We start from the raw sequence: 18,767 nt of genomic DNA on the forward strand, positions 1-18,767 counted from the left end.
CCAGATGAACCAGAACGTAAGTCACATGACAGGTTTAGAATGCAGAAATAAATAGCTGCAGAAAAAACATGGGAGGTCACAAAAACATCTTAATGAACCAGGAGACATGAAACTAGATCCATCCATCCCTTAGCGGGAAAGAAGTGAAACGGGAATCACTCTAAAATACCTCTCTCTTCACCGTTTCACTTTACAGCGTTCACCAATTCTCGAAAATTATCAGAAAACATCGAAGCGTCTTTTTCACTTACCTGCACACTGTCTTACTGATAATAAGACACTCAAATAAGGGAGTCAGTCTTATTTTGATGAAATCATAATAATTGCCGCTCTTTTAATCTTAAACAGATTATAGTGATTTTTTTGTTTTGATAGAACCTGAATAACTAAACTGATGGATATTGATATGTATGAAATAAGTGAAGATTCCCTGTATGAAATGGTTTATTATAGCTTTAATTCTTGTTTTTGTACTCATAGTAATTCCAGGTTTTTCGGACACAAACCAGTCACAAGCAGGATACCTCAGTATCATCTCATCCCCTTCCGGAGCTACGGTCACATTTGACGGGATTAATTCTGGAGTAACTCCGGTAATAATTCCGATCCCAAATAGCAGCAGACTTCCGCATTCTATTACCCTCGAAATGACCGGCTATCAGGACTGGACCACCACAGTAAATAAAAATCCGGATACAGGAAGTGTTGAAACAATATCTGCAACCCTCACTGACAGCACAGATACCGGAACAATTCAGGTAATATCTGATCCAACAGGGGCGACGGCAACCTGTGATGGATCAAATACACAGTTGACACCATATACATACCGCGGATTATCACCAGGCAAACATGAAATCAGCCTTTCTCTTAATGGATACTATCCCTATTCTACTACTATATCTGTTGCATCAGGAGCTGAATCAGTTATATCAGCAGCACTCAGCCCGGAAGAAACCAGATCCACGGGATCAATATCTGTCTCTTCAGATCCGACCGGGGCTACAGTAACTCTTGATGAGATGCAATCAAAGATAACACCCAATACCTTCACAAATGTCAAGACCGGAACTCATACTATAGAGATCAAAAAATCAGGGTATTCATCATATACATCAACAGTGACGGTGACATCAGGTGTTGAATCTGAAATTTCTGCTTCACTTAGCCGTGTGAAAAATACCGGGTCTCTTACCGTCAATTCAGACCCTTCAGGAGCTAGTATCTACCTTAATAACGTGTATTACGGAATCTCTCCAATTCACATCGATACACTGGATACAGGGATTTACACCATAAAAGCAGAAAAATCATCATACAACAGCGACACTGAGATCATCAACCTGATAAAAGGACAGGAGAATACGGTTCAGTTAACTCTCTCGTCAAAAATGCCTGAAAGACCATTCAATCGTTGGATGGATATTGCACCGATGGGTATTCCACTTGGAGGGGATATTCCGATGGGCAGTCCGGGTATGCCTCCCGGACCGCGATAATATCTGCAACTTTCCTTAATTAATGAAAAGATCCAGTATTACCTGAAAAAAGGATGAATCAGATCACATATTTTTTTACATAAATCGGTTTGTGAAGAGAGATCCTATATTGAAAGAACAACATGTAATCGACCTACCTGCGGGTATTACTAAACTGCGGTATGTAGCAGACTTACTACAGGATTTCCGCAACAACTCAAAATGAACCACGATTACCATCACATTCCGCTACAGCCTAACCAGGTAAAAAAAGATGCGAAAAGGCTTCGGATTGATAAGAGGTTACCAGGGTTGGGAGAGTGACTGACAAGATTCGGAGATTGTGGATGATGGTGAGATACGCTTAAACCTGTTCCTCGATAAAATATCTCAAGAGTGTATATGACAGAAAAAATCACGCTCGGCCCAATGCCGTACATGAGTGTTATGCCTGCTGTCCTCGTTGGCAGTAATGTTAAAGGAAAACCAAATTATATGACTGCTGCATGGGCTACGGTAGCATCTATGGCCCCACCTATGGTGTGTGTTGCCCTCAACAAGGCCAGGTACACAGCTCTGGGTATTGAAGATAATAAATCCTTTAGTCTGAATGTTACAACCTCATCACAGGTTATTGAAACCGATTATTGCGGGATTACGTCTGGATCACAAAAAGACAAATCAGATATCTTTACTTCTTTCTATGGAAAACTGGAAACAGCCCCAATGGCTGCAGAATGTCCGGTCAACATCGAATGTAAACTCTTCACTTCTGTTGATTGCGGCAGCCACCTGCTGTACATCGGAGAGGTTATAGAAGTACATGCCGACAAGAGTTGCGTAACAGATGGAAAGCCCGACATTAAAAAGATCAACCCGATTGTCTATGCTCAGGCAACATATTTTAGCGTTGGATCAGAAACCGGGAAGGCTTTTTCAGATGGAAGGAAGTACCAGCAATAATTTAGGTTAAATATTACTTTTTTAAAAAATGGACTGGGTTTATTCTACCCATTTCAAATATTCTGAACCGATGCAAGGGAAGATCGGGGAGTAAACAAGACCATTTCCGGAAGATCAATATCCAATGCTTCGCGAAGAACCTCTTCGATGCTCTCAACTGGAACAAAGGTCAGTTCATCCCTGACATCCGCCGGTATCTCCTCAATATCACGCTCATTCTCCTTCGGGAGAATGATCTTTGTCAACCCTGCCCGATGAGCTGCAAGAACCTTCTCCTTGATTCCGCCAACAGGGAGAACTGCTCCGCTCAGGGTGATCTCCCCTGTCATCCCAAGCTTTGGATCCACTGTTTTTCCGGTAATGAGTGATACCAGAGCTGTGAACAATGTCACACCTGCTGAAGGGCCATCCTTAGGCGTCGCTCCAGATGGGACATGGATGTGTATGTCGCTGGTCATGAAATCAAACTGGTTTGCAGAATGGGCAAACCGTGACCTGATCAGACTCATGGAAATATTTGCCGACTCTTTCATAACATCACCAAGTTGGCCGGTAAGTGTTAGTTTTCCGGTGCCTGGCATGAAGGTTCCCTCAATAAAGAGGATCTCTCCTCCTACCGGTGTCCATGCAAGGCCGGTTGCAACCCCTGGAGTAAGCCGGCTACGTGCTGCCTCATGCCTGAAGACTTCTTTCCCTAGTATCTCCCCAAGCATTTCCGCTGACACTACATATGGCAGATCAGCTCTTCCTGAAACGATCTTTTCAGATACATACCGGGCAATCCGGTCGAGCTGTTTCTTCAGACCTCGGACACCAGCTTCACGGGTATACTTCTCAATTACGAGTGAGAGGGCATCATCCTCTATCTGCAGTTTCCCTCCATCAAGCCCATGTTCCTCAATTGTTTTTGGAAGCAGGTGCTGTTTGGCGATAGCAAATACCTCATGCTTCGTATAACTTGAGATCTCTATCAGTTCCATCCGGTCAAGGAGTGGTCCCGGGATAGATGAGAGAGAGTTTGCCGTTGCAATGAAGAGCACATCAGAGAGATCATAAGGTACCTCAAGGTAATGATCTGAGAAACTGTTGTTCTGTTCAGGGTCGAGCACTTCAAGCAGGGCACTTGCCGGATCCCCTGAATAAGATGCACTTAATTTATCAATTTCATCAAGTACAAAGACAGGATTTTTTGTTGCTGCCCGCTTGATCCCCTGTATAATCCTTCCGGGAAGTGCTCCGATATACGTACGGCGATGACCACGAATCTCTGCCTCATCCTTTATTCCACCAAGGCTTACTCGGACATATTCTCTACCCAGGGCCTCCGCAATACTCTTGCCAAGGCTTGTTTTTCCTGTTCCCGGAGGTCCGGCAAAGAGGAGGATAGAGCCCTGTTTGTCATTTTTTAGTTTCATGACTGCAAGATGTTGTATGATCCGTTCCTTGACTTTCTCAAGCCCGTAGTGGTTATTTTCCAGGACCTTTCTGGTTGTATCAATATCTATGCCAGATCTCTCCCCGGTAACCCATGGCAGATCAAGCAGAAGATCGAGATAGTTTCGTATAACCGGAGCTTCGTGATTATGCGGTCCGCCCATCTCGAGCTTCTTGACTTCAGCAAGAGCTTTTTTCTTTACATCTTCAGGCATCTGTGACTGATTGATTCGATCCCGGTATCCTGAATCTCCCGGACCATTTCCCTCAATATCATTCAGTTCTTCCTGAATCACACGGAGTTGCTCTCTGAGAATGGCTTCACGATTTGTCTTTGAGATCTTATCAGAAACCTTCCTGGTGACCTCAATCTTGAAATCTATCTGCTCCTTGACCTTGAGTAACAGATCGAGAAATGCCAGAGCCCGTTCCTGCTGTGAAGAAATCTCCAGAAGTGCCTGTTTCTCTTCTAGTGAGACCGGAACATACGGCATGGTAAACCCAATCACAGTATCTATTGAGGTCATTTTGTCAACCGGCTGGGTGAACTGTTCAGAACCCTGGAAATGATTACTTATTTCATGAATCGTCTCTTTAATTTCTCCAAGTACCTCGTCATGAGCCTGGGTATCAAGATCAGATGATTCTTCAGCCGGAACCCAGGTTGCAAATAATCGACCCTCACGGTCGGTGATAGTATCAGCCCTGACTTTTTTGAGTGCATGAACACATACAAGGTATCCTTCCTCCGCCGGCTGAATGAATGAGATTTCGAGAAGATTACCAATGGGATATACAGAAGACGCAGATATCTCTGACGGGATAGTTCCGGTTTTTACAGTCAGACCAATTGGATGACCATCACTCCTGCTCATCTCCTGCAGAAGAAGATTACCCGTTTCTTTGTCTACCATGATCTTTGTCCGCGTGTTGGGAAACACTACAATCTCGTAAAGGGGCAGTACGAAATGCTCCTGTTCTGCTGGTGATTGTGTGAATTCGGTGGTACTCATATAAACCTTTAGTTTTGTTTAACCTAACTAGTTATTCAGATAAAATTTTTTTAGCTTACTTTTTGCAGGATCTCTATCAGAAGATTAATCTCATGATCGTCCAGTGAATCGACGAGTCTTTCAACAACCTGCTGAAGGGCTCTCTGTTCTGAACGGGCGATACTTTCTCCTCTTCCGGTAAGACGGATGTAATTAATTCTTCCATCATGTGGACAAGGCTGCCTGTATACGCAGCCCATCCGATCTAACTTATGCATCATCTCTGTGATGGTTGGCTTGGAATTCTGGGTGATCTCAGCAAGTCTGCTGAACGTGACCTCATCATGGGCATCAATCATTTTCAGGTAATTGATCTGCTTCACCGTGATATCCGAGAGCTCACAGGCAGAGAAGATACTACAAGAACATTCATTTTTCAGTCTGATCAGGGTATCAAAGACCTGAAAAAGATGTTCTTTCTTGGCCGTCATGGATCCGTGCTAGTTAGTTAGGATTTACCAAACTATAAAGGTTCTGTATGAGGCAGTGATTGTCTTCAGTTATCAAAGATAGAATAATGGAAATTTTCATACCTCTTACCATACTCAAGATTCATTATTCAGAAACACTAAAAATTAAGATGTGATGGACAACCATGACTGAGTGTTTTGTTGGTCCGAAAGGACATTACATCCAAGAAACGAGATACTGACGAACTAACGTCTTCTTTTGATACTGCTTTAGAACGAATTCCAACCACCAAACAGGAACACCTGCACTCTTTATTACAGGATAACCAGGTTTACCTGCAGGTATCTTCATCAAATCCAAATCCGAGAGGGTGGACCCGATGAGGACTGGAGCAAAAATTCTTCTTGATTCTCTCGAATTTCAGGGAGTTGAGACGATTTTTGGATACCCCGGCGCTACAGTACTGCCAATCTATGATGAACTTCCTAAATCAGGGATCAGGCATATTCTTGTCAGGCATGAACAAGCTGCAGCTCATGCTGCAGATGGCTATGCCAGAGCTGGAGGTGGGGCTGGTGTCTGCCTGGCAACTTCCGGACCTGGAGCCTGTAACCTGGTTACCGGTATAGCCACTGCATACATGGACTCAATCCCGGTTATTGCAATAACCGGACAGGTTCCCACGGATCAGATTGGAAATCAATCATTCCAGGAAGCAAATATCACCGAGATCACCAGGCCGGTGACCAAACAGAATTATCTGGTGACAAAAACTGCTGATCTTGCAAAAACGGTGAGTCAGGCATTCAGTGTCGCGATGACTGGACGACCTGGCCCGGTCCTGATTGACATTCCAAAAGATGTTTCAACAGGCCTTGTTTCTGAAGAAAAGCAAATTGGGCTGAGAACAAAAATAATCCAGGAAAAGCAGATCGATCCTAATACCAGAAGACTCTGTGTCAAAGCAGTTGAGATGATATCAAATGCAGAAACTCCGATCATCCTCGCAGGTGGAGGAGTTATCAGTAGTCATGCATCAGAAGAGATCCAGATTCTTGCCAACCGGTTTGGTATACCTGTTACAACTACCCTGCTCGGTATTGGAACAATTCCTTCAGATAATCCCCTCAACCTGGGTATGATAGGAATGCATGGAACAATTGCGGCAAATCATGCGGTGGATACCTGTGACCTCCTTATTGCTATTGGTACCAGATTTTCAGACAGGAGTTGTGGGACCGGAGGTCTCTTTGCACCACATGCCGCAGTCATTCATGTTGACATTGATCCAGGTGAAATCGGAAAAAATCGCACCGTGGATCTTTCTCTTATCGGTGATGCAAAAGACATCCTTCAGGAGATTATCAGAAAAATCAGGAGATTGCGCACGACCATAGCATGGAGAGATCAGATCAATATCTGGAAACATCAGGCTGATCTATCACCTATTTCTGAAAGTAATGGCCTCTATCCCCAACAGGTCATCAGAACTCTAGCTTCGATTCTGAAAGGGAGAGGGATCATCGTTTCAGAAGTGGGACAGAATCAGATGTGGACCGCCCAGAACTACAGGTTTCAAAGACCACGATCATTTCTCACATCAGGAGGCTTGGGGACGATGGGTTTTGGACTACCGGCTGCAATGGGAGCCTCGTTTGCATGCCCGGATCAACAGATCTGTACCATTGCTGGGGACGGATCACTACAGATGAACATTCAGGAGTTTGCTACCCTGGCCGAATACAAGATTCCGGTCAAGATTCTGGTCTTGAATAATCAGTACCTCGGAATGGTGAGGCAATGGCAAGAGCTCTTCTATGCTCGAAGGTACTCATTTACTGAACTCCCATCAATTGAATTTACAAAGATTGCAGCAGCGTATGGAATCGAGGGAGTCAGAGTAGATAGTCCGGAGGAGATACCGGAGGCAATCAAGGATGCATTTACAACCAAAGGACCTTTCCTCATAGATTTCAGGATCTTACGTGAGGAGAATGTCTTTCCTATGGTACCTGCAGGTGCAAAAGCAACCGAGATGATTTTTAAAAATACAGGTTAACAAAATTCTTTGAGTGCTTGACATTTCCTAATCTTTTTTTATTCAGATGTAACAGTTACTTCATGCATATCAATCCCAGATCATTGATGACAGCAGGATTTGCCGGGGGTTTTATTCTTCTCATTATCAGTTTTGTAGCAGATTTTGCCACCCAGTTTGTTACACCGTATAGTATCTTTGAGGTTCCCGGCATGCGGAGCATATCTGATCCGGTTATGATGCTGTATTTCGTATACCCCTTTATTTTTGCATTTATTGCGGCCATTATCTGGCAGATTATAAGAGGATCTCTTCCTGAAAATCAGAAGAGTGCAGCATGGCAGTTTGCAGGGATTTTATTCATACTTGTTATCGTGCCAAATATCTGGGTGATGTATACTTCAATGTTATATCCAACCGGGTTCTACATCTCTAATATTCTTACCGGCGTTATTGGGTATCCAGCGATAGGATATCTTAACGCTCGATTTAATAGAGGAAAATAAGATTCAAAACGAAGAATTCTAAACTATTCAGAAGGTTCACACCGTTGTTATTCAGGATATATTTCATCACATTATTTTTATGAATCCTGAAATGATAAAAAAAGGAACTGTTTTACAACAGTTTTCAAGATTTATAGATTATTGAAATTATCTTTGGCATTCCGGAAGAATTTGACATCGCCGGATTTACTGGTCTCTTTTGTGTATCATGATTAAGACCGGAAGGACTTACATTCATTTTTGCGCTTTCATTACCGGTAACTTGTGAACTCTGATTCAGAACTTCTTTTGGAATAACCACAGGAACACTTGCGTTTACCTTAACACTCTCATTCACAGTTACAGATTCACTCTGATTCAGAACTTCTTTTGAAGTGACTACAGGAACACTTGCGGTTGCCTTGACGCTCTCATTCACAGATACAGATTCACTCTGATTCAGAACTTCTTTTGGAGTGACTACAGGAACACTTGCGGTTGCCTTGACGCTCTCATTCACAGATACAGATTCACTCTGATTCAGAACTTCTTTTGGAGTGACTACAGGAACACTTGCGTTTACCTTAACACTCTCATTGACTGGTGCTGGAGTACTCTGGTTCAGGACTTCTTTTGAAGTCACTACAGGAACACTTGCGTTTACCTTAACACTCTCATTGACTGGTGCTGGAGTACTCTGGTTCAGGACTTCTTTTGGAGTGACTGCAGGAACACTTGCGTTTACCTTAACACTCTCATTGACTATTGCTGGAGTACTCTGGTTCAGAACTTCTTTCGGAGTGACTGCAGGAACACTTGCGTTTACCTTAACACTCTCATTGACTATTGCTGGAGTACTCTGGTTCAGAACTTCTTTCGGAGTGACTGCAGGAACACTTGCGTTTACCTTAACACTCTCATTGACTGGAGTTGGTGTACTCTGGTTCAGAACTTCTTTTGGAGTAACTACAGGAACGCTTTCGTTTACCTTCATACTCTCATTCACAGGTGCTGATGCATTCTGATGTATGGCAGTATTATTAGAACTTTTGTTGCCTGATCCCGGGTAATTGAGTATAACAATAACAACCGGATTCGAATCAGATGTTGTTGTTGTTTGATTTACAAGATCAGATGCATTTTCTTTTGATGAAGACTGATTTTGGGGATCAGCTGACACACCCATAATCCCAAAACCAAACATCAGGAAACTCAAACAGAGAATAGTCGTAATAATAATTCGGTACCCATTACTTCTCATCATAACCCCCAATAAATCGCCAGAATGGAATATTTAAGACGTGATCCTACTCCGCATACGGCCGATTTATGTTTAGCATATCTATTCACTTAAGTTTATATTTATCGATAGAAGGATATCCATCCCTGTGTTGTAAATCCCACTGTCTTATCCAACTAGAATATTTCACCCACTTGCAACAAGAATTTGTTTAAAAAAAGGAAAAAAGGATGATAATTTTCATCAGCGCAACCATATGAAAAAGCAAAGCATTTTCAGGACAAATTATTATCGGTGGCTGTAATATGCTACAATCCGTTGATCTGCAGAATCAATCCGGGAAAAACCCACCCTTTCAAACTGGACCATTTTACCTTTCCAGGTAGAGACTTCAGGTTCACAGACACCATTCATATCCCCGTCTGCTTTTCTGAGAAGACATGGAGTTCCATATCCTGAAGGAAGCCACTGGATAATCGGTGCCTTTGCTTCGCGGGCCTGCTGGAGATCGTCCCCGACATATGCAGCCGAATATGAACTCCCTTCTTTCCTGACTGAGATGTTGAAAAGATCCTTGAGCCTGATCATTGAAGCACCGGACTCAAGTTCTGCTTTTGGAACAACCAGTTTTCCAGTGAAAGGAATCTCACGAAATCCCCGGGCTTCATCTCCGGGATACCGCATAGCCTTTGCAGTATGAGGGTTTGCTCCATCAATAGTGAGTTCTACCGGATCAGCCACAAAGAAGAAGCGGTCTGCTTTTGCATCCACAATATCCTTGTTCTTTGCATAGAGGTTCTCCCATGAGAACTGAATATCTGTATCACCAATACCAATGTCAATCACAGCATTACGGACTGCTTCAGGCTCTATTCCACGCCGGGCCATTGCTCGCAGTGTTCCCAGATGGACATCATCCCAACCGGTGTATTCACCGGCAAGGATTCCCTGCCTCATCTGTGAAGTTGAGAGTACAACACCCTCAATACCCATCCGGCCATAATGACGATATACGGGTTGTTTCCAACCCATGTAGTCAAAAATAAACTTCTGCCGGCCGGTATTGGCAATATGATCCTTGCCTCTGATCACATGGGTCATTCCAAGAAGATGATCATCGACCGCAACAGAGAGGTTCATGAGGGGGTAGACGATTGCATCAACCCGCTGATGTGAAACAGATGTCAGAATTCGAAAGAGTGGGAAATCCCGCATTGCCGGATCAGGATGATTAAGATTGGTTTTAAGCCTAACAGAAACCTCCCCCTCGGCAAATCCTCCTTCAAGCATCTTATCAAAGAGTTCGCCAGCCTCTTCAGGGGTCTGGGAGCGGCAGGGGCATGCTGCCTTGTGCATCTTGAGGTTCTTGAATTCCTCATTATCACAGTTACAGACATATGCTGCTCCTTTCTCGATCAGTTTCCTGCCGATATCATAGTAGAGCGGAAACCGGTCAGACTGGTAGATCGTCTCGGTGATGTTAAGCCCCATCCACTTGATGTCTTCAGGGACCATCTCGTATGCATCTGTATCGACCCTTTTTGGATCTGTATCTTCTATACGAAGGATATATTTCCCGCCATACCTCTTGAGGTATTCATCATTGAGAAACGCTGCTCGTGCATGCCCGAGATGAAGAGGACCTGAAGGGTTTGGAGCAAACCTCATTACAACCCCGCCTTCTGTTTCTGGAAGGTCAGGAAGTGTATGTTTCTTCTTTTCTTTCTTTTCAGAAAGTGCTGCAAACAGATCAGGTGCAATTTCTTCAAGCCTGATCTCCTGTTCTTCATGCGAGAGGGCAGCAACCTCTGCGATAACTTCACCAAGAAGACCCTTGATCTCTCCAGACCGTGCCCGAAGCTCCGGATGCCCACCCATCACTGCGCCCATTACTGCACCAGCTGATGGAACACTCTTGTGTTTTACTGCATTCTGTAGTGCAGCACCGAGGAGAATGGACTTAAGATCGTCCAATTCAGTACCCCCGTTGAACAAAGAAGTAGGCAAGGTCAGAGAGAAGTTGGCGTTCAGGACACTCACGAAGCACTGACAGACCATTGATAGCATCACGAACCATGTTGTCTGCTGTCGCCTGAACTTCAGAAATTACTTCCTTCTCCTGGAGAAGTCCGATGAGTTCCTTGATCTCTACAGGCTCAAGTTTTCTGCGGTACGGTGAGAGGTCAACACCTTTTTCACGGGCAGTAATCGCAATGATCGTCTGCTTTCCTTCCCTGATGTCAGAAGCCTGATCCTTTCCTGACTGCTCTGGAGGTGCCATCAGATCAATGATATCATCCTGGATCTGAAACGCTGCACCGATACTACACCCGTATATATACAATGCATCTATCTGTGGCCTGGTTGCACCGGCAAGTAATGCTCCCATTGCCGCCGCCGCTCCGTAAAGGACACCCGTCTTCTTGGTGACCATATCAAGGTACTCATCCCTGCTCACATCCTGCCTGGTCTCAAATGTCATGTCGAGTTGTTGTCCTTCGCAAATCTCAACACAGGTCTTTGCAAGAAGTGCAGAGGCCTCAACCTTTGCAGCATCAGGAGCTATCGCGTCAGCAACAAGACAGAATGATCGTGCAAAGAGCACATCACCTGCCAGTATTGCAGCGGGTTCTCCCCAAAGGGTGTGAACCGTCGGTTTGCCCCTGCGGGTTGCATCTCCGTCCATGATATCATCATGGATGAGAGTGAAGTTGTGGGTCACCTCAAGAGCCAGCCCTGCAGGTAAGATGCCTGCAGAACTTCCGGAGCGAATGGTGTCGGCTGCCAGTTTAAAGAGTGCCGGCCTCAGACGCTTCCCACCTGCAAAGAGCAGGTGGTTTGATGCCTTTGATAATTCGGTTCCGGGATTGCCATAATACTGGTCAAGCAGCGTGTTGACCTCGGTTGCAGTTTTTCGCAGATAGGTCTCCAGATCCATACGTTTTCACCAATCAGGCCAGTTTTTGACGCTGACCATTTGCCATAAGGAAGAAATCCTTGTTCAGAGTATACCCGCAATCAGTTGCAAGATTCAGGTACTCGGAGGTGAGATTCACTCCTCCGTGTGCAGCAATTACAAACTGGGGGTTAAGCATGTTCAGAAATTCGTAGTGATCCTCACAGTATGCGTGTCCTGATACGTGAAGTTCATCAAAGATACGGCCACCCTGCTGACTGAGCATCGTGAACATCCGGTACCGCTGGGCACGGTTCATGTCATTTGGGATCAGCTGGGCACTAATCATGATCTTATCACCTTTCTCGATCCGGTACGGAGTGTCTTTCTGTGCCATCCTGGTCAGGATAGAACCGGGTTCACCCTGGTGACCGGTTACGATAGGAACATACTCATCTCTGGGACCTTTGATGATCCGGCGTAGTGTCCGCTCCACGACCCTGCGGTTGCCAAAGATGCTGGTCGTGTCAGGGAACCTGACATATTTCATCTGCTCTGCAGTGCTACAGTAGCGTTCCATCGATCTGCCAAGGAGCAGGGGCTTTCGTCCAATCTCATGGGCACACTCTGCAATGGTTTTTACCCTTGCAATATGGGAAGCAAAGGTACTGACAATGAGGGCATTCTTATCATCCTCATAGCTCGTCATCACATCGCGGACCATGTTCTTAGCCAGTTGCTCACTCGGGCACCGGCCCTTTTTGTTCACGTTGGTGGACTCGGTGATAAGGCAGAGGACTCCTTCCTTGCCAATTTTGCGGAATTTTGCAAAGTCAGGTGGTTCACCAAGGACCGGGTTGCGATCCAGTTTAAAATCAAGGGCATATACGATTGCCCCTTTCGGGGTGTACAGTACAACCGTTGCCGTATCAATGATACTATGCTGGGTTCGCACGAGTTCAAGTGAGAGAGTGTTTGAGATTGTGTATCGTTGTGAGTATTTGAGCGGGTAAAGTTTGTTATTCACCCCGAACTTTTTCTCACCCTCTATCTGCTGACGGACGAGCTCGATCGTGTATGGCGTCCCGATGATCGGAGCATTATACCGGTGTGCCAGCTTTGGAACAGCACCGAGGTGATCAAGGTGACCATGGGAGAGAACAATTGCCTTGACTGTTCCCTCGATCTGGTTCATCACCGTATCATCAGGGATCACACCCATCTCAATAAGGTCGAGTGAATGGGTATTCTCCATCTCAATATCGGGATGCATCATCAGGGAATCTAGCCTGATTCCCATATCGATTATAACTATTTCCTTTCCGCAGCGGACGGCGGTCATATTTCGGCCAAATTCATTATAGCCACCCACTGCAAGGACTTCAATGTCCAAGTTGGTATCCTCCTGTAAATTATTTTCTTTGTATCAGTTGCGCAGTCGGACCGGTTACGTACCATCTGGTATCGGGCATCTCTGACACCCGGGTATGCCCGGTCAGGAAGAGAGAGATTCGCAGTTGCTGCTGAATCGTCTCTATCGTCTCTGACAGGGCTTCTATTCCGTCGCATGCCGGTTTTAACAGGGGAAGAGCCATTCCACCGAGTTTAGCACCGAGAACCAGGGCCTTTGCAATATCAATCCCGGTTCTAATCCCGCCGCTTGCAATAACCGGGCCACCACATCTGACAGCCTCAGTAACGCTCACCGCGGTGGGGATACCCCACTCTTTAAAAAGCAGGCCGAGATCCGAGAGCCGCTGATCTCCACCTGCTTCCCCTTTCCCTGCTCTGAAACTCTCGATCGCAGCCCACGATGAACCACCATACCCACCGACATCTACGCAGTCAGCTCCGGCTCCATAGCAGAGCCGTGCAACCTCTTCAGAAAATCCACAGCCGGTCTCTTTTACGATGACCGGTACTCGAAATTCCCTGCAGAGATCGCGAAGTGCATCAAGACATCCAACTGCATTGTGGTCTCCTTCAGGCTGGGTTGCCTCCTGAAGAAAATTCAGATGAATGGCAAGAGCGTTGGCATCTATCATTTCAACCGCGTTTTCAGCCCATTCGATCCCATGATCCCTGAGCTGAACGATACCAAGATTGCCAACGATGAAGGCATCAGGGGCACTGTCCCTTACAATCGAGAATGTTTCAGCGAGAGTTTTATCTTCAATTGCCGCTCGCTGTGATCCTACACCAATCCCGAGGCCGTATTTCTGTGCTGCCTGTGCAAGCACCTCGTTCACCCGGGTTGTCTCCGGGTGTCCTCCTGTCATTGCAGAGATAAAAAGCGGAGATCCGAATGTATGCCCTAAGAGATCGGTTGAAAGATCCAGCGTATCCATATCTGAATCAGGAAGTGCATTGTGTACCAGTCTGATATCTTCAAACCCGGTACTTCCAGACTCAATATCTTCTTCGAGACAGATCCGAAGGTGATCCAGTTTTCGCGATGATGTAAACCTTCCCCGGTTCATAATTCCTCCGGGAGGATACGTGTCCCGCCATGCTCCTTCCCGGCGAGAAACGCATCGACCTGCGAGACATGGAACATTTCTGATCTGATCCCATGATCGGCAAGAGCGAGAAGTTCGGCAATCTTTCCTTCCATTCCCCCGGTCACATCAATATGACCCGAGTTGCCGATGGTAACCTGGTGCGCCGTTGATCGACGCAATTCCCTCACAACTGATCCGTCACACTCGAGAAGACCTGGTACATCGGTCGCAAGACCAACCCGGTCCATTCCAAGCCCTTCTGCGAGGACCCGGATCAGCTGATCACCGGAAACTATGCAGGCACCTCTTACGCGATCCATCACCACATCACCATGAATGACAGGAACCAGACCAAGGCTGATCATCCTGTCCAGGTGTCCGAAGACTGGATCAATAAGTATGCCGTCTGATGCTTCACATCCATGAAGTGGATGGATTGGAACAGCTTCGATACCACTACTCCGCAGGGCATCAATCACAGCCGTATTCAGTTCCCTGACTGCCTGATGGGTCTCAAAGATACCTTTTCGGTTCTCTCTGGTCACTCCTTCCTGAATATGGTATTCTTTAGCCTGGGGATGACCAAACGAACCCGCACCATGTACTATTAAGAGTGGCATATCAGGGTACAGCGCAAGATTCCTTGCAATAGCCTTCAGGGTATCATATCTGATAGCCCCGGCAGAGCCTGCTGACTTTTCGGTTATCACGCTCCCGCCGAGCTTGAGTATCGTTCGATTACGCATCCTTTTCTTTCCGAAGTCCTTCTGTATCAAGACAGGTAATAAGTGCCCGTCCCTCTGTGACCTCTAGTGCTCCGGCAATCCGGGCCTTGAGGTTTTTTGGAGCCAGTGCCACCATGCATCCCCCGCCTCCGGCACCAGTTATCTTTGCTCCGTATGCACCTGTTGCCCGGGCAGCAAGAACCAGTCTGGAGAGATGGGGATGGCCCACCCCTAGCACATCAAGGAGGGCGTGATTCATATCCATGAGACGGCCGAGATATTGCGGCTCATCAAGATGTTTCATCGCGTCGAGGGTGATTGCCTCGATCGCATTCAATACAGGTTCACAGATCGTTGGGTACTTGCCTTTCAGATCTGCAACCTTCTCGACCATTCTCGCGGTCGAATGCGTTGCCTGACTATTTCCCACAACAAGGTGATAATTCTGGGGGGCCAGACGTTTGCGTGTTCCTTCTTTTATCAGAAACATGCCACCGTATGTTGATACTGTAGTATCAGTTGGGCTTGCCCTGCCTTTCTGCACCCGCTTCTCGATCTTAAATGCAAGTTCAGCAATCTGATCGCGGGTTTTTCCAAGTCCGAACTCATCGTTGATGGCAGCAAGTGTAGCAACCGTTACTGCTGCCGATGAGCCGAGTCCTGAAGAACTGGGGAGTTGTGAGTTTATATAGACGCTCCCCTTCACGTTCAGTTCCTTGAAACATTGATCAATATAAGGCGATTTGGCATGGTGGGCATGACTGGTTTTTCTGACTGTCACATAGACACGTGGCCGGATAGCAAGTGCTATACCTGGTTTTCCGTACACTACTGCATGTTCACCAAAGAGAAACACCTTTCCGGGTGCACTCCAAGTTGCCAATCAGTTCACCGCCAATGCCGCATATCCAACTACCTGCTGGTAATCCCCGCTGGACTCACCGCTGGTAGTATATGAGATAAGATCGCACCGGGTTGCGCCTATTGGTTTGAGAGCCTCGATCATTGCGGCAATTGGCCCGTAACCGCAGGCAGAAATCCGGTGCTCTTGTATCCGATTATAGAATTCCTGCACGTTCAGATCCTTCAGCGCTTCAATGACAAAAAGATCGTCTTTTTGTGCCTTATCTGCAGGAACATAATGCGAAAAGTCACTTGAAGCAACAATCCTTACATCTTTCTCATATTCACGAATTGCGCTCGAAATCAGCCTGGATACCCGCTCTATCTCCTGCCATGTCTGTGGACTCATCATTATGGCAACGATAGCCGCGTCAGGAAACCGGTATCTGATAAATGGGATCTGAACCTCAAGCGAGTTTTCATTTCCATATGCCATCGCCTGATCATCAACCAAAAGCCCTATTCGTTTGGCAAGATCGGTGTCAGTCCTGACAGGCCCAATCGGGGTATCCCATGGTATGCCAGAAACACATGTTGGAAATCCACGATGACTTGGCCCAATAAGGATAAACGTACCATTAAAACCCTCTTTAATAGCACCAAATGCATGGGCAGAGGTCTGACCAGAATAGATATATCCGGCATGCGGAGATGCAATTCCCTTTGCATCCCCACCGGTACGAGCAGATCTGAAGAACGTGTCCAGCATGTGAGTCAGCTGAACCGGGTCAGCCGGGTAGAACATCCCGGCCACGCCACAACGTCTGATCATCATGGGACTGTGTGTTGATGTGTGAGTACATCAGGGTATCGGCCCTGATGATAATACTCAAATTTACAGATCAGTCTCGAAGTCCTCAGGAGTCAGGGAAGTTGAATATCCCTTGTGCCGGAGGAATTCTCTGGTGAGCAGGAAGTAGATCATGGAGAGAGCCTTGCGACCCTTGTTGTTGGTTGGAATAACAAAGTCTACAAGACTGGTCATGTTGTTGGTATCACAGAGTGCAACGACCGGGATTCCAATCTGAAGTGCCTCTTTGATAACCTGAATATCACTGACCGGGTCAGTTACGACAATGACCTCAGGTTCTGCATATTTGGGCAGAATCGGGTTGGTCAGGGTACCGGGGATATACCGGCCTGTCATTGGGAATGCACCGATTGCATCGGCAAACTGGCGTGCAGGGAACTGCCCATACTGACGGGAGGTCACAACAAGAACCTTTGCAGGATCATACTGGGAGAGGAACTTTGCTGCGAGTTTTATACGCTCGTCTGTCTCTCTGATGTCCAGAATGTAGAGTCCATCTCCGCGGACGCGGTAGATGAAATTCTTCATGTCGCTGCTTTTCTGCTGTGTTCCAATGTGTACACCGGCCGCCAGGTACTCCTCAACAGAGACAAGGGGCTCGTTCAGTTCAATCTCCATCTCATTTCCGTTCATACATACTCTCCTCTATCCGAATGAGTTCATTCAGTTTTTCTGTTCGTTCTCCGCCGACAACACCGGTCTTAATGAATACACATCCAAACGCACATCCCAGATGAGCAATGGTTGTGTCCCCGGTCTCCCCGGAACGATGGCTCATAACGGTCTCCATTCCATGCTTCTGGGCGAGTGAAATCGCTTCAAAAGTATCAGTCAGGGTTCCGATCTGGTTCGGCTTGATGAGCACACAATTTGCCGAACCTTCTGCTATTCCCTTCTCTATACGGGAAGGGTTCGTGACGAAGAGATCGTCACCACAGATGAGGCAGACACTCCCCATCTGTTCTGTCAGGGTAGCAAATGATTCAAAATCCTCTTCATAGAGAGGATCTTCTACATAAACAAGTCCGAATTCGTCGATGAGCTCAGCAACATAGTTGATCTGCTCTTCGGCTGTCCTGACAAGGCCACCTCTGTATTCATACAGTCCGGTTCCAGAGTTGTATAACTGGCTTGCAGCCACATCAACACCGGAACTTATGGCGAACCCGACTTCATCAGACACCCGGGAAACTGCTTCAGTGACAACCTCAAAGGCGTCCTGATCAGATATTGCTGGTGCCCATGCTCCCTCATCGCCCTTACCACAGGAGATTCCACGATTTTTCAGGAGCTCTTTTACCACCGCATGAACACGGGCATTTGCATAGATACCTTCGCTGACACTTGAGCATCCGGTTGGGACAACCAGAAACTCTTGTATCTCAGTAGCATGCGTTGCATGTGCCCCACCCCCAATCACATTCCCTAATGGAAGGGGAGCAGAGGATACAAACGATCCACCGAGATGTCTCCAGAGTGGTATCTTCATGGCTGCCGCAGCAGCCTTGGCATTTGCCATAGAAAGGGCAACCGCCACATTCGCGCCTATTCCTGCAAAGTTTTCTGTCCCATCTACTTCACGCAGAAGAGAGTCAAACCCTATCTGATCTGTTGAATCAAGTCCGGTCAGATATGGAATCACCTGAGAATATGCATCATCCACTGCCGCTGTTGCATCTTTGACTGCAGCTTCGTGAGCGCCGGTACTGGCACCACCCGGAGCTGCGGCTCTGCCAAATCCTCCATCAACAGAAATATCTGCTTCAACAGTTTTGCGACCGCGGGAGTCGAGTATGACTCTCAGATCAACGGCACGTATGGTGGTCATCC

The 18,767-nt window shown here is 46.5% G+C and carries 16 protein-coding genes; 4 read left to right on the forward strand and 12 right to left on the reverse strand.

Annotation, left to right across the window (positions count from 1 at the left end):
• The first annotated feature begins 434 nt into the window (after positions 1-434).
• Together DK846_RS06790 and DK846_RS06795 are read left to right on the forward strand one after the other, a co-directional pair.
• A complete protein-coding gene (locus DK846_RS06790; RefSeq protein ID WP_109968175.1) occupies positions 435-1,499 on the forward strand; it encodes a PEGA domain-containing protein in 1,065 nt (354 codons plus the stop codon).
• Positions 1,500-1,880: 381 nt separating this feature from the next.
• A complete protein-coding gene (locus DK846_RS06795; RefSeq protein ID WP_109968176.1) occupies positions 1,881-2,441 on the forward strand; it encodes a flavin reductase family protein in 561 nt (186 codons plus the stop codon).
• Positions 2,442-2,494: 53 nt separating this feature from the next.
• Here the strand turns inward: DK846_RS06795 and lon are convergent, their stop codons facing one another.
• Complete coding sequence (gene lon, locus DK846_RS06800) at positions 2,495-4,888, reverse strand: endopeptidase La (RefSeq protein WP_109968177.1); 2,394 nt, start codon at positions 4,886-4,888, stop codon at positions 2,495-2,497.
• Positions 4,889-4,938: 50 nt separating this feature from the next.
• Positions 4,939-5,358, reverse strand: a complete 420-nt coding sequence (locus DK846_RS06805; RefSeq protein ID WP_109968178.1) for a MarR family winged helix-turn-helix transcriptional regulator — start codon at positions 5,356-5,358, stop codon at positions 4,939-4,941.
• A 359-nt stretch (positions 5,359-5,717) separates the two neighbouring features.
• Here DK846_RS06805 and ilvB point away from each other — a divergent pair, with 359 nt between their 5' ends.
• Both ilvB and DK846_RS06815 read left to right on the forward strand, forming a co-directional pair.
• The gene (gene ilvB / locus DK846_RS06810) at positions 5,718-7,397 is read left to right on the forward strand and encodes a biosynthetic-type acetolactate synthase large subunit (protein ID WP_109968179.1); all 1,680 of its coding nucleotides are present in this window, start codon (positions 5,718-5,720) and stop codon (positions 7,395-7,397) included.
• A gap of 86 nt (positions 7,398-7,483) precedes the next feature.
• Positions 7,484-7,882: a hypothetical protein gene (locus DK846_RS06815; protein ID WP_146201170.1), complete on the forward strand. Its 399-nt coding sequence runs from the start codon at positions 7,484-7,486 to the stop codon at positions 7,880-7,882.
• A 124-nt stretch (positions 7,883-8,006) separates the two neighbouring features.
• Here DK846_RS06815 and DK846_RS06820 read toward each other — a convergent pair whose 3' ends face one another.
• The 10 genes from DK846_RS06820 to eno all read right to left on the reverse strand — a co-directional run bounded on the left by DK846_RS06820 (position 8,007) and on the right by eno (position 18,765).
• Positions 8,007-9,125 carry a hypothetical protein gene (locus DK846_RS06820; RefSeq protein WP_146201171.1) on the reverse strand — a complete coding sequence of 373 codons (1,119 nt, stop codon included), beginning with the start codon at positions 9,123-9,125 and terminating at the stop codon, positions 8,007-8,009.
• A gap of 264 nt (positions 9,126-9,389) precedes the next feature.
• Complete coding sequence (locus tag DK846_RS06825) at positions 9,390-11,075, reverse strand: glutamate--tRNA ligase (RefSeq protein ID WP_109968182.1); 1,686 nt, start codon at positions 11,073-11,075, stop codon at positions 9,390-9,392.
• Position 11,076: 1 nt separating this feature from the next.
• Positions 11,077-12,039 (reverse strand): polyprenyl synthetase family protein, encoded by a 963-nt coding sequence (locus DK846_RS06830; RefSeq protein WP_109968183.1) that lies wholly within the window; start codon positions 12,037-12,039, stop codon positions 11,077-11,079.
• A gap of 13 nt (positions 12,040-12,052) precedes the next feature.
• On the reverse strand, positions 12,053-13,390 hold the full coding sequence (locus DK846_RS06835) for an RNase J family beta-CASP ribonuclease (protein WP_109968184.1): 1,338 nt from the start codon (positions 13,388-13,390) through the stop codon (positions 12,053-12,055).
• A gap of 19 nt (positions 13,391-13,409) precedes the next feature.
• A complete protein-coding gene (gene fni / locus DK846_RS06840) occupies positions 13,410-14,477 on the reverse strand; it encodes a type 2 isopentenyl-diphosphate Delta-isomerase (RefSeq protein WP_109968185.1) in 1,068 nt (355 codons plus the stop codon).
• Positions 14,474-15,244 (reverse strand): isopentenyl phosphate kinase, encoded by a 771-nt coding sequence (locus DK846_RS06845; RefSeq protein WP_109968186.1) that lies wholly within the window; start codon positions 15,242-15,244, stop codon positions 14,474-14,476. The genes fni and DK846_RS06845 overlap by 4 nt, the downstream gene beginning before the upstream one ends.
• Complete coding sequence (gene mvk, locus DK846_RS06850) at positions 15,237-16,106, reverse strand: mevalonate kinase (RefSeq protein WP_109968187.1); 870 nt, start codon at positions 16,104-16,106, stop codon at positions 15,237-15,239. The genes DK846_RS06845 and mvk overlap by 8 nt, the downstream gene beginning before the upstream one ends.
• Positions 16,107-16,901 (reverse strand): AmmeMemoRadiSam system protein B, encoded by a 795-nt coding sequence (gene amrB, locus DK846_RS06855; RefSeq protein WP_109968188.1) that lies wholly within the window; start codon positions 16,899-16,901, stop codon positions 16,107-16,109.
• A 60-nt stretch (positions 16,902-16,961) separates the two neighbouring features.
• Positions 16,962-17,570, reverse strand: coding sequence for a 30S ribosomal protein S2 (gene rpsB / locus DK846_RS06860; protein WP_109968189.1), 609 nt, complete (start codon positions 17,568-17,570; stop codon positions 16,962-16,964).
• Positions 17,557-18,765 (reverse strand): phosphopyruvate hydratase, encoded by a 1,209-nt coding sequence (gene eno / locus DK846_RS06865; RefSeq protein ID WP_109968190.1) that lies wholly within the window; start codon positions 18,763-18,765, stop codon positions 17,557-17,559. Before eno ends, rpsB begins: the two co-directional genes overlap by 14 nt.
• Positions 18,766-18,767: the final 2 nt, after the last annotated feature.

The sequence above is a fragment of the Methanospirillum lacunae genome, assembly GCF_003173355.1.
In the GTDB taxonomy this organism is placed as follows: domain Archaea; phylum Halobacteriota; class Methanomicrobia; order Methanomicrobiales; family Methanospirillaceae; genus Methanospirillum; species Methanospirillum lacunae.

Bases quoted from the DNA above. Each gene is read 5' to 3' on its own strand.
- DK846_RS06790 (WP_109968175.1), top strand. From the start codon at position 435: ATGAAATGGTTTATTATAGCTTTAATTCTTGTTTTTGTACTCATAGTA.
- DK846_RS06795 (WP_109968176.1), top strand. From the start codon at position 1,881: ATGACAGAAAAAATCACGCTCGGCCCAATGCCGTACATGAGTGTTATG.
- lon (WP_109968177.1), bottom strand. From the start codon at position 4,888: ATGAGTACCACCGAATTCACACAATCACCAGCAGAACAGGAGCATTTC.
- DK846_RS06805 (WP_109968178.1), bottom strand. From the start codon at position 5,358: ATGACGGCCAAGAAAGAACATCTTTTTCAGGTCTTTGATACCCTGATC.
- ilvB (WP_109968179.1), top strand. From the start codon at position 5,718: ATGAGGACTGGAGCAAAAATTCTTCTTGATTCTCTCGAATTTCAGGGA.
- DK846_RS06815 (WP_146201170.1), top strand. From the start codon at position 7,484: ATGACAGCAGGATTTGCCGGGGGTTTTATTCTTCTCATTATCAGTTTT.
- DK846_RS06820 (WP_146201171.1), bottom strand. From the start codon at position 9,125: ATGATGAGAAGTAATGGGTACCGAATTATTATTACGACTATTCTCTGT.
- DK846_RS06830 (WP_109968183.1), bottom strand. From the start codon at position 12,039: ATGGATCTGGAGACCTATCTGCGAAAAACTGCAACCGAGGTCAACACG.
- fni (WP_109968185.1), bottom strand. From the start codon at position 14,477: ATGAACCGGGGAAGGTTTACATCATCGCGAAAACTGGATCACCTTCGG.
- DK846_RS06845 (WP_109968186.1), bottom strand. From the start codon at position 15,244: ATGCGTAATCGAACGATACTCAAGCTCGGCGGGAGCGTGATAACCGAA.
- amrB (WP_109968188.1), bottom strand. From the start codon at position 16,901: ATGATGATCAGACGTTGTGGCGTGGCCGGGATGTTCTACCCGGCTGAC.
- rpsB (WP_109968189.1), bottom strand. From the start codon at position 17,570: ATGAACGGAAATGAGATGGAGATTGAACTGAACGAGCCCCTTGTCTCT.
- eno (WP_109968190.1), bottom strand. From the start codon at position 18,765: ATGACCACCATACGTGCCGTTGATCTGAGAGTCATACTCGACTCCCGC.